Source organism: Caldicellulosiruptor kronotskyensis 2002 (assembly GCF_000166775.1).
In the GTDB taxonomy this organism is placed as follows: domain Bacteria; phylum Bacillota; class Thermoanaerobacteria; order Caldicellulosiruptorales; family Caldicellulosiruptoraceae; genus Caldicellulosiruptor; species Caldicellulosiruptor kronotskyensis.
Genome location: NC_014720.1, coordinates 2258844 through 2273249 on the forward strand (window position 1 = coordinate 2258844; position 14406 = coordinate 2273249).

Below are 14406 nucleotides of genomic sequence, written 5' to 3' on the forward strand. Positions count from 1 at the left end.
TTTTTGTCTTGAAAATATATTTTATGCAGATTGTCTGATTATAAGCTGAGTGTCAAGAATATATTCACTTTCAAATTTTTTGTTCGGGTCATCTATTTTTTCAAAAAGAATATCACAAGCTGTCTTTGCCATAAGGTCAATTGGCTGGCGAACTGTTGTAAGTCTTGGCATTTTGCTGAGCTGAAGCCCTACTAAATCCACATCGTCAAACCCGACTACTTTCACATCATTTGGGACAGACATTCCCATTTCATCTAATGCGTACATACTTGCATATGCCATAAGGTCGTTTGCTGCAAATATGCCATCTATTTTTTTGTTTTGTAAAAGCTTTTTTGTATTTTCATATGCCTTTTGAAACATAAAATCTCCCTCGATGACAAGTTCCTCATCAAATTCTACTCCAAAGTCTTTTAATGCTGCCTTATACCCCTCATATCTTGCAACACTTTCAAAAGACTCAAGCGGACCTGATATATGTACAATTTTCCTGCAACCTTTTTCAATAAGGTACTTTGTTGCAATGTAGCCCCCCTGCAGGTTGTTTACATTTATCCTCGGAACATTTGTAAATTCAGTATTGTTTTCAGCAAGAACAACTGGAACATTGTTAGCATGCAAAAGCTTTAGTGCTTGTTTATCAATACTTTTATATCCAAAAACTATAACTCCATCCACTCTGCCTACCAAAAATTTGAAGTAGTCAATATTATCTATCAGCTGACAAAATATAGCCCCGTACCCGCGCTGGGTTATATATTGGTTGAGTAACCCCACAACTTCACTGTAAAACCAGCTACTGAGCTGTTGGATTATGATTCCTATTGTATCTGTCTTTCTTCTTGCTAAATTTTTGGCTGTTACATTTGGAGTATAATTCAAAGCTTTAATAGCTTCCAAAACAGCCTTTTTCTTTTTCTCAGAGACGTTTGCTGTTCCATTTATAACTCTTGACACAGTTGCCTTTGAAACACCAGCTCTTCTTGCAACATCTTCAATTGATGGCAAATGCTCTACCTCCTTTCACTTAGCTTTTTTAAATTTCTCAAATATAGAAGTTGTAAGCGATTTCGATTATTCTTTGTTATATACTTTATCACATTGGTAGTTGATTTATCAACAAAATTTTTAAAAATAGCAAGGTAGGGTATTAGAATTTTTAACTATATATTACAAAAACATCTATTGACGTTTCTTTTTTTTTGATAAAATGGAAATAAAGGTTATAGGGGTGATTAAGGTGGAAAGCGGATGGCTTCCAATTGGAAGTGTAGTCGTTCTAAAAGGTGGAAATAAACCATTAATGATTTATGGTCGAAAACAGTTCAATTCGCGAACAGGGCATGAATTTAATACTACCTTAATTTATTCAAAGATTTGCCTTAATTATATCATATTTGGTTTTCATTTTTTATCATTGCATTCATCCCCACCCTAAAAGGACGAGGCTTTCTGCAAAGTTTCGTATAAATTTTGCTATTGAAATTTCGTAAATTTATGAATATAATGAAATGTAAATTGAATATAAGCTAATAGTAAAAGTCCATCCTTCGGGGCGGGGTGAAATTCCCCACTGGCGGTAAAAGCCCGCGAGCAAAAGCTTTTCTGGCTTTTGCAGAACCGGTGAAATTCCGGTGCCAACGGTTACAGTCCGGATGGGAGAAGGATTGGATGTGTAAGGAAGATTTCTTATACATCTTGTCAATAGCCCAAAAAGCCTCGAAGGTGGAAAATCTACTTTCGAGGCTTTAGTTTTTTGTGTATCAAATTACACCTTAGAAAGGAGGAAGCATTTGAGAGCTCTTTCACATAGCTACTACATGAACATGGCACTTGAGCTGGCAAAAGAAGCTTCTCCTTTGGTGCTGCCAAACCCAAGAGTTGGGTGTGTGATTGTAAAAAATGGAACTGTAATTGGAAAGGGGTATCACCAGAAGTATGGTGAAAAACACGCAGAAGTTTTGGCAATTGAGGATGCAATAAAAAATGGATACTTGCTCAAAAACTCAACAATGTATGTTACATTAGAGCCATGCTGTCATTATGGTAAACAGCTGCCTTGTACAGAAGCAATTATAAAAAGTGGAATTAAAAGAGTTGTCATTGCCACTAAAGACCCAAATCCTCTTGTCAATGGCAAGGGCATACAGATATTAAAGCAGCACGGAACAGAAGTCATAGAAGGTGTGCTGCAGAAAGAAGCAGAAAGTATTAACAAGGATTTTTTTAAGTACATGAAGACAGGCATTCCCTATATCGCTATAAAAGTTGCCCAGAGTATTGATGGCAAAATTGCAATACCTTCAAATAAGAGGTTTTTGTTTAACACTGAAGAGGAAAATGTCTTTGTGCACAGTCTTCGTCAAAAATATATGGCAACTTTGGTGTCTGTAAATACTGTAATTTCAGATAACCCAATTTTAAATGCAAGGTATGGCCAGATTGTAAGGCAGCCTATAAGAGTTGTGCTTGATTCAAAGCTTCGAATTCCATTAGAGTGTAATATTGTAAAAACCTCTGACAAGTATTCTACCTACATTGTGTGCAGTGAAAATGTAAATGATACTCAAAAAATAGAGCTTCTTTCTCAAAAAGGAATAAAAATAATCTTTGCAAAGTCATCAGAAGATGGTCATCTTGACCTTTTAGATACATTTTTAAAACTTGCACAGCAAAAGATAGTATCAGTCCTTGTTGAGGGAGGAAGTCTACTTAACTTTTCTCTTTTGAAACAAAGAATTGCGGATTACTGGTATTCATTGATATTCAATGTTTTTATTGGCGGACAGAATACAAAAGGTGCGGTAGGCGGAGAAGGCTTTGAACAGTTTTTCCCAAAGCTTGCAAATACAAAAGTTACAACATTTAGAAATTCTACTATTATTGAGGGAGATATAACTTATGTTTAGCGGAATTGTTGAAGAGGTTGGCAGGGTTGTTCTAATGAGAAAAATTGAGGATATTGTAAAGCTGAGTATAGAAGTGAAAAAGATAGATGCAAAAATTGGTGACAGTATAGCCGTTGATGGTGTGTGCCTGACAGTTACAAATATCTCTAATAACAAATTTGACTTTGACCTGTCACCCGAAACAATTGAGAGGACCACACTTAAATTTTTAAAAGAGGGAATGCCTGTTAATCTGCAACCTGCTTTGAAGATGGGAGACAGAATTGGCGGTCATATTGTTCTTGGTCATGTGGACTGTATTGGCACAATCTGTATGCAAAAAATTCAGGGAAAAAGTAGAATAATTGGAATAAAGCCTTCCGAAGATTTTAAAGGTCTTGTTATCAAAAAAGGTTCTGTTGCAATTGACGGCATTTCTCTTACAATCGTAGATGTCTTTGATACATACTTTACAATATCTTTGATTCCACACACCATTGAAAATACTACCTTGAAGTACAAAAAGGTAGGTAGCTGGGTAAACATTGAATTTGACTATATTGCAAAGATTGTGAAAGAAAATTTGAGGTGATAGATAATGTACAAGTTGAAAGATGTAATACAGAAGTTTAAAAATGGAGAATTTGTCATAGTATTTGACAGCCAAAACCGTGAAGATGAGGCAGATTTAATTCTGCCTGCTCAGTTTTCAACCCCAGAGAAAATAAGCTTTGTTTTGAATTATGCTAAAGGAATGTTCTGTGTTGCCATAGATAAAGAAATTCAAAAGCGCTTGAATTTATACATTCCTTACAATACTCAAAACACCTGTACCTTTACAGTTACTGTTGACCACAAAGATACAAAAACGGGTATAACTGCTAAAGAGAGAAGCAAAACAAGCAAAGAACTTGCAAACCCAAAAGCAATTGCTTCTGACTTCAAAATTCCAGGTCATGTAAGTCCTGTTGTTGCGCATGAAGGGGGGGTTTTGATAAGAAAAGGGCACACAGAGGCAGCTGTAGAACTTTGTAGAATCTCAAAGCTTTTTCCTGCTGCAGTCATGATTGAAATCTTAGACGAAAAAGGAGATAGTCACAACAAAGAGTATGTAAAAAATTTGGCAAAGAAATTTTCAATACCTATTACCACAATTGAGGAGATTGAAAAATATATCCTACTTAGCCAGCCTACAGTGCAAAAAGAAGCTGAAGCAGAGCTTCCCACACAGTATGGAAAGTTTAAGATTTTTGCTTTCAAAAACTATTTTTCGCAAAAAGAACATGCTGTGCTGATGAACCAGACTTTTAACCCAAGCCAGCCTGTAAATGTCCGAATACACTCATCGTGTAAAACAGGAGATATTTTTCACAGTTTAAGATGTGACTGCCATCAACAACTTGAATTTTTCTTGCAGTTTATGGCAGAGAACAAAAACTGCATGCTTATTTACCTTGACCAGGAAGGAAGAGGAATTGGATTTGCCAATAAGATTAAAGCATATGCACTTCAAGAGCAAGGCTTTGATACCTATGAGGCAAACAATCTACTTGGCTTTGACGACGATTTGAGAGATTACTTCGATGCTCTGCATATTTTGAGATTCTTTGGAATAAAGAGAATAAATATTGCAACATCCAATCCTGAAAAAGTTTCTTTTTTGCAGGATTGCGGAATTGAAATTCTGAAGAAGATAGCTATTCCGGTTTCTGTAAATCCATATAACAGGAAATATATACATTCTAAAATGTTAAAGAAAAAGCATGAAATCTTAATAAAAGGAGAGGATAGCTTTGAGAACTTTTGAAGGAAGCTTTTGTGGAAAAGACTTGAAATTTGCAATTGTCATTTCAAGGTTTAACTCATTTATTACAGATGAGCTTTTGAAAGGGTGCTTAGATGGTCTTAAGCGGCATGAGGTGGAGAGTGAAAATATCGACGTATATTACGTACCAGGTGCTTTTGAAATACCACTTGTGTGCAAAAAGCTTGCAAAGTCAAAAAAATACAATGCAATAATTGCACTGGGTGCAGTGATTCGCGGTAGCACACCACACTTTGAGTATGTAAGCGCAGAAGTCTCAAAAGGCATTGCAAACGTCTCCTTGGAACAAGAAGTTCCAGTTATATTTGGTGTTCTGACATGCGACACAGTTGACCAGGCAATCGAAAGAGCAGGAACAAAAGCAGGAAACAAAGGGTTTGACGCAGCCCTTTCTGCCTTGGAGATGGCAAATTTGATGAAAAATGTTTCTGAATCTTAAATTGGCAATAGATTTTTTACAAATTGACAAATTTTTCGAGCAATTTCAAATGCTTTTTCTGCATCATCTTTGTTCGGCAAACCATCTGGAAGGCTTCCAAGGGGCGCGTTAGGATACCTTGAGGGAATGTAGAAAACATCGATTATGCGCGCCTCTTCTTTAAATTTTTCAAAATCTTTTTCAATATTAGCACACATCTCAATTAAATATACTATGCTATGTGTTCGGGGTGGATTTACACCATTATATACCAAAAACGCTTTCAAATATTTTTCAATTGCCTGCTGAGAATGGAAACACACAATATTATAAAGTTTTGAGTTTAACAGCTCTTGAGCAGCTTTTAGATCATTTTCTGCATACATTACCCATTGTTCAAATTCAGTTTTTCCTTTTTTCATAGAGTATAACTCCTTTTTTTAAAATTTCTTCCGTGTAGAACAAATGGTTATTTTTTATAAATTCTTCTTCCTCTTCTGGAGTATAGACCAAAAAATCTACAGGTGCTTCAGGTTTTACAGTCTGCGCAAGATGTAATAATCTTTCTATAAACCTAAGGTTAGTAGGCATTATTACCACCAAGTCAATATCGCTCGATTCATTAAAATTCCCATTTGCCATTGACCCAAACAGTATCACCTTTTCAGGATTGAAATTTTCAATAATTATGTTTAATATTCTATCTAATTCATTCTTCAAAGAACTATTGACAACCGAAATTGCTGGCATCGCAATCATCTCCTATTATTTCTTCAATTATTAGTATACCACAAAACTTATAGACAGCTAACAAGTTATTTATGACACTCAGTCATTTTGGAAAGCATTTCATTTGAGTTGAGTAAAACGTTGGCTTTATAATGAAAATATATTAAAACTCTAAAAATGAAAAAGGCGGGGTTTTTATGAAAAGTTTATTAAGATTTTGGCTGTTTGTTGTTACTATTATAATCTTATCTTTAGTCATAGTTTTTCCTTCGTTTGCCTCTGATATTCAAAAAGAAGAGGCTCTGATTTTTGATGCAAATGGCAACCCATCTTACATCACCATTATTAACAAAAGTTCAGTAGAGCTCCTTTCCCCTTATGAACTTTCAAGGATACTGGGTGGAAATTTTGCTTTCGATCCAAAAGACTATAACTTTCTTCAGTCAAAGCTTATCGTTGACCAAAATGAACTTATATTCAAGCTCGATAGCAATGTGGTGACATTCAATGGAAAAAACTTTTATATGGACGGACCAATGCAAATCATACAAAATAGAATTTGTGTACCTTATTCTACTTTCAAAACTTACTTGAATTTATTTGAATTTCGTCATTATACATCCGGAAAGCAGATGATATTCAAGCCAAACGGAAACTACATAGTCTACAGTGTTCAAAGTGGTGATTCACTCTGGATATTATCCCAAACGTTCGGAACATCTATTGAAGCTATTAAGAGTTTTAATAATCTTACAAATGATACACTCTATGTGGGACAAAAGCTCATTGTAAAAAAAGTGAGCCTCAATTCTGTGCAAATTACTGGAACAACAAAGTGGTGGACATATGTAAAAGCTGCACCAACTTCATCAGCACAAAACTTATTTTATCTTACTCAAGGGCAAAGCGTAAATGTTATTGGAAAGCAAACAGATTTCTATAAAATTTCAAGCCCCAAAGGAACTGGCTTTGTTTCAATATGGGCAGTAGATATAAAACAAGATATTTCTGACGTCTCAAAACCAAGTAGCTATTTTTATTCTTATATACCTGTTGATACTTCAGGTGACTATGTAAGCTACACATACTATAAGGTGCAAAATGGAGATACAATATGGTCGATTTCAGTAAAATTTGGAATACCCGACTATGAACTTATGTCAGCAAATAATCTTAATCAAAACTCATACATCTATGCAGGACAAACTTTAAAAGTGCCGGTTCACACAGTTGCTGTGCATTCAAATGAGTTCGGTGTTGAAATGCTCGACTGGTTTTCACAGGGAAATTATGTATTCCCCATCGGCAGCGTTGGCAAGTTTATTGACATCCAGACAGGAAAATACTTCTTTGCAAAAAGGACAATGGGGGCAAGCCATGCCGATGTAGAAACCTTGAGCTTTAAAGACACTCAAATCATGAAAGAGATATTTGGCGGAAGCTTTACATGGGAAAGACGTCCGTTTATACTTGAAATAAATGGTAGAAGAATAGCCGTGTCAGTTTCTGGCATGCCACATGCAGGGGTGGACGGCCTTCCTTACAATCAAAATGTTGCAAATAGAAGCGGTGGATATGGCTACGGTCCAAACCTTGATACAATTGTAAATGGAATGGACGGACATTTTGATGTGTATACTTTCAACGGTCTTCGCCATAAAGACAATCAAATTGACCCTCAGCATCAGTTGACAGTAAGTATTGCTGCAGGCTTGAGGTAAGGTAAAGTAAGTTGGGGCTGTTTCAAATGAACAGCCCCATTGAAATAATAGCCATGTTATATCTGCGGCTGGGGCAGCATTCCATTTTGTGCAAAGCTGTAGTACTCATCTTTTGCCACTATAAAGTGGTCATTTACAGCAACACCTATCGTAGAAAGAGCATTAACAATCTTCTGAGTTGTCTTAATGTCATCCATTGAGGGTCTTACAGAACCTCCAGGATGATTGTGAGCCAAAATTACACTGCTTGCATTGTACCGAATAACACATTCAACAACTTTTCGTGGATACACAACAGCTTCTTTAACTGTACCCTCAAAAAGTGGCACGGAATATATCACATTTAACTGGGTATCAAGACAAATAACATAAAACACCTCATTTTTCCTGCCAACAAACAAACTCTTTATGTACTCTGCTGCCGCTTCTACATTTCTTAGCTGAAAGGTTTTTCTATTTTTATCAGCAAGATATCGTCTTGATATTTGAGAAATAAGAGATATCAAAATGGCAGAATTTTCACCGACACCTTTTACCTTTTGAAGTTCTTTTGGGTGAGCTTCAAATACATTTGATATACTTCCAAAAGTTGAAATCAACCTGTGTGCAATCTCATTTGTATCTTTCCTTGGAATGCTGAAAAATAAGAGAAGTTCTAACACTTGATGGTCTTCAAAACCATCAAGCCCTTGTTCAATAAATCTTCTTTTGAGCCTTTCTCTGTGCCCTTCATGCAGGTTACAAGACAAATCCATACACTCTCCCTTTAAAATAACTTTTCTTTTGAATTTTTTAATCACATTTTATTTTGATTATATCATTCTTTTCAATAAAGAATAATAACCCATGAATTTTGGGTATTAAGTATCTTAAAGAAAAAAATTTTTGTTGCTTTAATTTTACAATAATGTTATAATTGAATTTGTGTTTTGTATGTTTTTTATAACTTATTAGTCTCTGTTTTGATAAAATTGCTTACAGTATTTTCTACTAACACTTATTTAAATTTTGTAAACATTTATCTTTTCTATAATATAAGCTCTAATGGGGGTGCTAAATATGATAAAAAAAGTAAAATCTACTATTTATCTATCTGATATAAAAAAATTTGAATCAGGAGAACATTTTGAAAGTTATAAGTTCTTAGGAAGCAGGGTTGTAAACTACAGAGGCAAGGTTGGGACAGTTTTCTGTGTGTGGGCACCAAATGCTAAAAGCGTATCTGTTGTTGGAAATTTTAATAATTGGCACGGCGAAAACCATAAGATGATGAGAGTTTATGGAAGTGGGTTTTGGTGGCTATTTGTAGAAGGAATTGGTGAAGGAGAGCTCTACAAATATGAAATTATTGGTGCTGATGGGAAAAGGGTTTTAAAAGCTGACCCGTATGCAATCTATTCTGAGAAACGTCCCAATACAGCATCAATTGTCAAAAACATCCCGGACTATGAATGGCATGACCAGGAATGGATGGAAAAAAGAAAAACCACTCCACCATATGACAAGCCCATCAATATCTATGAGGTGCATCTTGCATCATGGAAAATGAAAAAGGATGGAAGCATAGAGAAGGCTGGCGAGTTTTATAATTACCGCGAACTTGCCCACATGCTGGTAGACTACATAAAAGAAATGAACTATAACTACATTGAACTTCTGCCAGTTTTAGAACATCCTCTTGACATGTCATGGGGTTACCAGCCAACAGGTTACTTTTCTCTCACATCACGCTACGGTAGTATTGAGGATTTTATGTATTTTGTTGACTATATGCACCAAAATGGAATTGGAGTAATAATTGACTGGGTGCCAGCTCATTTTTGCAAAGATGAGCATGGACTTTATAGGTTTGACGGAACATTTTTATATGAATATGAGGATGAACTTTTGAGAGAAAACTACACATGGGGTACTGCTACATTTGACTTCTCAAAACCCCAGGTTCAAAGCTTTCTTATCTCAAGCGCCATGTTTTGGTTTGATGTTTATCACATTGACGGAATAAGGGTAGATGCTGTTTCTCACATCATCTATATGAACAACAACCAGAAAAACAGGTATGGCGGACATGAAAACATAGAAGGAATTGAATTTATAAAAAAGCTCAACAAGGCAATATTCTCAAAATATCCAAATGTTTTGATGATTGCCGAAGAGTCAACTGCATTTCCTCTGGTCACATATCCAACATACGATGGAGGGCTTGGCTTTAATTACAAGTGGAATATGGGATGGATGAACGACACTTTAAAGTACATGCAAAAACACCCTGATGAAAGAAAGTATCACCATAATTTCTTGACATTTTCTATAATGTATGCATTTTCTGAAAATTTCATTTTACCTTTTTCTCATGATGAGGTTGTTCACGGGAAAAAATCTTTGCTTGACAAAATGCCAGGTGATTACAATCAAAAATTTGCAAACCTAAGACTTCTTTACGGTTATATGTACACTCATCCGGGCAAAAAGCTCCTTTTCATGGGTGGTGAGTTTGGTCAGTTCATTGAATGGAGATTTTATGCATCGCTTGACTGGCTACTTTTGGACTACCCCATGCACCGCATGCTTCAGCACTATGTTAAAAGTTTAAACAGATTCTACTTAGAAAACAAAGCTCTGTGGGAGCTTGACCATAAAATGGATGGTTTTAGATGGATAGATGTTCACAACTGGGAGCAAAGTGTCATATCATACTTGAGATTTTCCAAAGAACCTGATGATTACCTTGTTGTCATTTGTAACTTTGGTCTTGCTTCATATGAAAATTACAAAATAGGCGTGCCAAGAAAAGGCATTTATCTGGAAGTATTTAACAGTGATAAAGCTGAATTTGGTGGTAATAATATAGTAAACACAGAAAAACTTAAAACAATTGATGAAGTGTGGCATGGGTATAACCAGTGTATAGAATTTAGGCTTCCTGCACTTTCGTGTTTGATTTTCAAGCCAATTGAATTTTTCAATGCTCAAGAAGAAAAAGAATCAAAATGACAACAATATTCAGACATAGGGTGGTGATTAAAATGAACGGTCCCAAGCGTGAGATTATAGCAATGATTTTGGCTGGCGGACAAGGAAGTAGGCTAAAAGACCTCACCAAAACAAATGCAAAGCCTGCTGTAGAGTTTGGGGGAAAGTATCGGATTATTGACTTTACTTTAAGCAACTGTGCAAACTCATCAATCGACGTTGTTGGCGTTCTTACTCAGTATCAACCCTTTACATTACACTGTCATATCGGAACTGGAACTGCATGGGATTTGGACCGCACAAAAGGAGGTGTATACATCCTGCCACCTCATACAAATGACAGTGGCGGAAATTGGTATAAAGGCACTGCAGATAGCATCTACCAAAATATGAGCTTTGTGGAGCTGTTTTCACCTGAGTATATTTTAGTACTGTCTGGCGACCATATCTATACCATGGACTATCAAGAGATGTTTAAATTCCACAAGGAAAAGAAAGCTGATGTGACAATTGCATGCATTGAAGTTCCTATTAAGGAAGCTTCAAGATTCGGAATTATGAATACAAAAGAAGATGGTAGAATATATGAGTTTGAAGAAAAACCAAAACATCCAAAAAACAATCTTGCATCAATGGGCATATACATCTTTAACTGGGACAAATTAAGAAAATATTTGAAAGAAGATGCAAAAGACGAGGAATCTGCACATGATTTTGGAAAAAACATAATTCCCAAGATGTTAAAAGGTGGTGAAAAATTATTTGCATACAGGTTCAAAGGTTACTGGAAGGATGTGGGGACGGTTGAGTCTTACTGGGAGGCAAATATGGACCTTTTAAATGAAGAGTGTAAATTAGATGAACCAAGTTGCATATTAGATTTGTACAATGAAGAGACAAAGGTTTATACATCATCAATTGCATATCCACCTCAGTACATAGCCCCTTGTGCAAAGGTCAAAAAGTCGATGGTAGTAGAAGGTTGCAGCATCTGGGGTGAGGTTTACAATTCAGTTTTGTCATACAACGTGTACGTAGGCCAAAATGCCAAAGTTATAAACTCTGTTTTACTTAGCAATGTCTTCATCGAAGATGGTGCTGTGGTTGAAAATGCAATTGTGTGTTCAGGGGCAAGAGTTACAAAAGGTTGTAAAGTTATTGGAAAACCAGGAAAAATTGCAGTTGTTCCTGAAAACAAAAAGGTAACTTCTGACATCATAATTTCAGAACAATAAAGTGGAGGAGATTAAAATGCTTACAAATTACTTAGGTATTGTAAGCCTTACAGAAAATGATAGTAAACTTAAAAGTCTAACAGCAACAAGACCTTTAGCGTCAATTCCTATATTCGGCAGATACAGGGTTATTGATTTTGTGCTTTCAAATCTTGTCAACGCAGGTATCACAAACGTGGGGATTTTGGCTCCAACCAAGTCCAGGTCCTTGATAGACCATGTTGGAACAGGCAAACCCTGGGACCTAAACCGCAAGGTTGATGGTCTTTACATTTTCAATTATTCATATGAACCGCCTTCCATAAGTGACATAAAACTTTTGAAAAGTAATATAGAATTCTTACTTCGTAGTAGAAAGGAAATGGTAATTTTTGCTTCATCATATATGATTTGCAATATTGATTTTGAAGATGTAGCAAGGTTTCATGAAGAAAGTGCTGCAGATGTAACAGTTGTATATAAGAAGGTTACCAATGAAGATGAACATTTTTTGGATCTTTCAACAATCATGGTTGACCAAAACTCAAATGTAATTGGAGTCGGAAAAAACATAGGAAGGCGCACAGCTGTAAATATATCTTTGGATATGTTTGTGCTTAGTAAAGAATTCTTGATTGAGTGCATTATGATATGTCTTGAAAATGGTAACTGTACAACATTTAGAGATTTTATCTACAAAAATGTCCAGAATTTTAATGTAAAAGCTTATGAGTTTAAAGGATATGTAGGATGCATAAACTCCATCTCCTCATATTTTAAAGTATCAATGGACATGTTAAATGTTGATATTCAACGTGAACTTTTTTCAGAGGAAAGACCTATTTATACAAAGTCCAACGACTCGCCACCAACAAGGTATTTTTCCACATGTGAGGTTGAAAACTCATTTGTGTCGAACGGATGCCTGATTGCAGGCAAGGTAAAAAATAGCATAATTTCAAGAGGAGTTGTAATAGAAAAAGATGCAATTGTTGAAAACAGTATAATATTTTCAAAATGCGTTATTAAAAGAGGCACTATATTGAAAAATGTGATTTTAGATAAAAACGTAATAATAGATGAAAATACTACACTCATTGGGCACAACAAAAATCCCCTCGTGATGGAAAAACAAAGCTTTATTAATTTCAGTCAGTTAAAAGAGGTGAAAAGAATATGAAAATTTTATTTGCAGTGTCTGAGGCATTTCCTTTTGCTAAAAGCGGAGGCCTTGCTGATGTAGCATATTCTTTGCCAAAGGCATTAAGAAAACTTGGTGTTGATATAAGAGTCATTATGCCAAAATATAGTGATATACATCCTGATTTTACAACAAAGATGAAACATATATGTCATTTCACTGTACCTGTTGGATGGCGAAATCAATATTGTGGAATAGAATACCTAAATTTAGATGGTGTACCATTTTATTTTGTTGACAATGAATACTATTTTAAAAGACCTGGATATTATGGATATTATGATGATGGAGAAAGATTTTCTTTTTTTTCAAGGGCTGTATGTGAAGCAGTGTATCATCTTGACTTTGATGTTGATATAATTCATGTAAATGATTGGCACACGAGCGTTATACCTGTCTTACTTAAAGCTCATTACGGACATTCAGATAAACATAATAAAATAAAAACCATTTTGACAATACACAATCTTAAGTACCAAGGTATTTTTCCAAAAGAAGTTATGTATGACCTTCTTTCACTGCCGGATGAATATTTTTCTGAAGATAAGCTAAAATTCTATGATGCTATATCATTTTTAAAAGGCGGTATAATATACTCTGATAAGGTCGTAACTGTGAGCAGAACATATGCAAACGAAGTAAGAACACTTTCTTACGGCGAAGGACTACACGGACTTTTGTCTGGGATTGGAGAAAAATTAATAGGCATTATTAACGGAATTGACTATGAAGTTTACAATCCTGCAACAGATAAGTTAATATTTGTAAATTATGATTCTAATACATTTGAAAATAGAAAAAAAGAGAACAAATTTAGACTTCAGCAAATGCTAAACCTTCCTGTTTCAGACGAGATTGTTCTGATTGGTATGGTTTCAAGGTTAACAAAAGAAAAAGGAATTGAGCTTATAGAAAGAATTATAAATAAGCTTTTGACATTACCAATTCAGCTTGTAATCTTGGGTGCTGGTGACTATCATTATGAACAAATGTTAAAACAATATGCAGGAGCGTTTCCTTCAAAGGTTTCGGCAAATATTTGTTATAGTGAAGAACTTGCACGAAAAATTTATGCCGGTTCTGACATGTATCTTATGCCATCTTTAACAGAACCTTGTGGAATATCTCAGCTCATTGCAATGAGATATGGAAGTGTGCCGATTGTCAGAGAGACAGGTGGACTTAAAGATACAGTAAAACCTTATAATCAGTTTACAGGTGAGGGCTGGGGATTTTCGTTTGCAAACTATGACCCTGCAGAGCTTTTTGCCACTATAAAATATGCACTTTCAATATATAATGATAAAAATCAGTGGAGAAATATTGTCCATCAGGCAATGACACAAGACAATTCGTGGAATGCTTCAGCCTATGAATATCAAAAGGTTTATGAAAGCCTTTTAAATTCATAAAAATTTAGACTCAGGAGGATAATTT

At 35.3% G+C, this 14406-nt stretch carries 14 protein-coding genes and 1 riboswitch; of the genes, 10 read left to right on the forward strand and 4 right to left on the reverse strand.

The genetic code is table 11. The features are described 5' to 3' along the window. Positions 1-21: 21 nt before the first annotated feature. Positions 22-1008: a LacI family DNA-binding transcriptional regulator gene (locus CALKRO_RS10455; RefSeq protein ID WP_013430983.1), complete on the reverse strand. Its 987-nt coding sequence runs from the start codon at positions 1006-1008 to the stop codon at positions 22-24. 232 nt (positions 1009-1240) lie between these two features. Between CALKRO_RS10455 and CALKRO_RS13360 the strand changes: the two genes are divergently transcribed. The 5 genes from CALKRO_RS13360 (at position 1241) to ribH (ending at position 5152) form a co-directional block, all read left to right on the forward strand. Next, positions 1241-1438: a DUF4176 domain-containing protein gene (locus tag CALKRO_RS13360; RefSeq protein ID WP_013430984.1), complete on the forward strand. Its 198-nt coding sequence runs from the start codon at positions 1241-1243 to the stop codon at positions 1436-1438. 104 nt (positions 1439-1542) lie between these two features. Beyond that, a riboswitch (FMN riboswitch) is annotated at positions 1543-1671 on the forward strand. 122 nt (positions 1672-1793) lie between these two features. Continuing rightward, positions 1794-2909 carry a bifunctional diaminohydroxyphosphoribosylaminopyrimidine deaminase/5-amino-6-(5-phosphoribosylamino)uracil reductase RibD gene (gene ribD / locus CALKRO_RS10460; RefSeq protein WP_013430985.1) on the forward strand — a complete coding sequence of 372 codons (1116 nt, stop codon included), beginning with the start codon at positions 1794-1796 and terminating at the stop codon, positions 2907-2909. Continuing rightward, on the forward strand, positions 2902-3480 hold the full coding sequence (locus CALKRO_RS10465; RefSeq protein WP_013430986.1) for a riboflavin synthase: 579 nt from the start codon (positions 2902-2904) through the stop codon (positions 3478-3480). Before ribD ends, CALKRO_RS10465 begins: the two co-directional genes overlap by 8 nt. Positions 3481-3486: 6 nt before the next feature. After that, entirely contained in the window at positions 3487-4695 is a 1209-nt protein-coding gene (gene ribB, locus CALKRO_RS10470; protein ID WP_013430987.1) for a 3,4-dihydroxy-2-butanone-4-phosphate synthase, read from the forward strand. Next, complete coding sequence (gene ribH, locus CALKRO_RS10475; RefSeq protein WP_013430988.1) at positions 4682-5152, forward strand: 6,7-dimethyl-8-ribityllumazine synthase; 471 nt, start codon at positions 4682-4684, stop codon at positions 5150-5152. Before ribB ends, ribH begins: the two co-directional genes overlap by 14 nt. On the opposite strand, the gene CALKRO_RS10480 is transcribed toward ribH, so the two are convergent. Next, on the reverse strand, positions 5149-5553 hold the full coding sequence (locus CALKRO_RS10480) for a HEPN domain-containing protein (protein ID WP_013430989.1): 405 nt from the start codon (positions 5551-5553) through the stop codon (positions 5149-5151). The genes ribH and CALKRO_RS10480 overlap by 4 nt on opposite strands. After that, the gene (locus CALKRO_RS10485; RefSeq protein WP_013430990.1) at positions 5534-5881 is read right to left on the reverse strand and encodes a nucleotidyltransferase domain-containing protein; all 348 of its coding nucleotides are present in this window, start codon (positions 5879-5881) and stop codon (positions 5534-5536) included. Before CALKRO_RS10485 ends, CALKRO_RS10480 begins: the two co-directional genes overlap by 20 nt. A 176-nt stretch (positions 5882-6057) precedes the next feature. On the opposite strand from CALKRO_RS10485, the gene CALKRO_RS10490 reads away from it, so the two are divergent. Further along, the gene (locus CALKRO_RS10490; RefSeq protein ID WP_013430991.1) at positions 6058-7581 is read left to right on the forward strand and encodes a LysM peptidoglycan-binding domain-containing protein; all 1524 of its coding nucleotides are present in this window, start codon (positions 6058-6060) and stop codon (positions 7579-7581) included. Positions 7582-7637: 56 nt separating this feature from the next. Here CALKRO_RS10490 and radC read toward each other — a convergent pair whose 3' ends face one another. Beyond that, positions 7638-8336: a RadC family protein gene (radC, locus tag CALKRO_RS10495; protein ID WP_013430992.1), complete on the reverse strand. Its 699-nt coding sequence runs from the start codon at positions 8334-8336 to the stop codon at positions 7638-7640. Between the two features lie 304 nt (positions 8337-8640). Between radC and glgB the strand changes: the two genes are divergently transcribed. From glgB to glgA, 4 genes are read left to right on the forward strand one after another with little or no spacing between them, the layout of a single operon-like run. Further along, a complete protein-coding gene (glgB, locus tag CALKRO_RS10500; RefSeq protein WP_013430993.1) occupies positions 8641-10575 on the forward strand; it encodes a 1,4-alpha-glucan branching protein GlgB in 1935 nt (644 codons plus the stop codon). Positions 10576-10607: 32 nt separating this feature from the next. Next, positions 10608-11789 carry a glucose-1-phosphate adenylyltransferase gene (locus tag CALKRO_RS10505; protein WP_013430994.1) on the forward strand — a complete coding sequence of 394 codons (1182 nt, stop codon included), beginning with the start codon at positions 10608-10610 and terminating at the stop codon, positions 11787-11789. 16 nt (positions 11790-11805) lie between these two features. Next, positions 11806-12948 (forward strand): glucose-1-phosphate adenylyltransferase subunit GlgD, encoded by a 1143-nt coding sequence (gene glgD, locus CALKRO_RS10510; protein ID WP_013430995.1) that lies wholly within the window; start codon positions 11806-11808, stop codon positions 12946-12948. Continuing rightward, positions 12945-14381: a glycogen synthase GlgA gene (glgA, locus tag CALKRO_RS10515; protein ID WP_013430996.1), complete on the forward strand. Its 1437-nt coding sequence runs from the start codon at positions 12945-12947 to the stop codon at positions 14379-14381. The genes glgD and glgA overlap by 4 nt, the downstream gene beginning before the upstream one ends. Positions 14382-14406 lie beyond the last annotated feature (25 nt).

Excerpts from the sequence above, each read along its gene's own strand:
- glgA (WP_013430996.1), top strand. The coding sequence starts at position 12,945 with ATGAAAATTTTATTTGCAGTGTCTGAGGCATTTCCTTTTGCTAAAAGC.
- glgB (WP_013430993.1), top strand. The coding sequence starts at position 8,641 with ATGATAAAAAAAGTAAAATCTACTATTTATCTATCTGATATAAAAAAA.
- ribB (WP_013430987.1), top strand. The coding sequence starts at position 3,487 with ATGTACAAGTTGAAAGATGTAATACAGAAGTTTAAAAATGGAGAATTT.
- CALKRO_RS10490 (WP_013430991.1), top strand. The coding sequence starts at position 6,058 with ATGAAAAGTTTATTAAGATTTTGGCTGTTTGTTGTTACTATTATAATC.
- radC (WP_013430992.1), bottom strand. The coding sequence starts at position 8,336 with ATGGATTTGTCTTGTAACCTGCATGAAGGGCACAGAGAAAGGCTCAAA.
- CALKRO_RS10480 (WP_013430989.1), bottom strand. The coding sequence starts at position 5,553 with ATGAAAAAAGGAAAAACTGAATTTGAACAATGGGTAATGTATGCAGAA.
- CALKRO_RS10505 (WP_013430994.1), top strand. The coding sequence starts at position 10,608 with ATGAACGGTCCCAAGCGTGAGATTATAGCAATGATTTTGGCTGGCGGA.
- CALKRO_RS10465 (WP_013430986.1), top strand. The coding sequence starts at position 2,902 with ATGTTTAGCGGAATTGTTGAAGAGGTTGGCAGGGTTGTTCTAATGAGA.
- glgD (WP_013430995.1), top strand. The coding sequence starts at position 11,806 with ATGCTTACAAATTACTTAGGTATTGTAAGCCTTACAGAAAATGATAGT.
- CALKRO_RS10485 (WP_013430990.1), bottom strand. The coding sequence starts at position 5,881 with ATGCCAGCAATTTCGGTTGTCAATAGTTCTTTGAAGAATGAATTAGAT.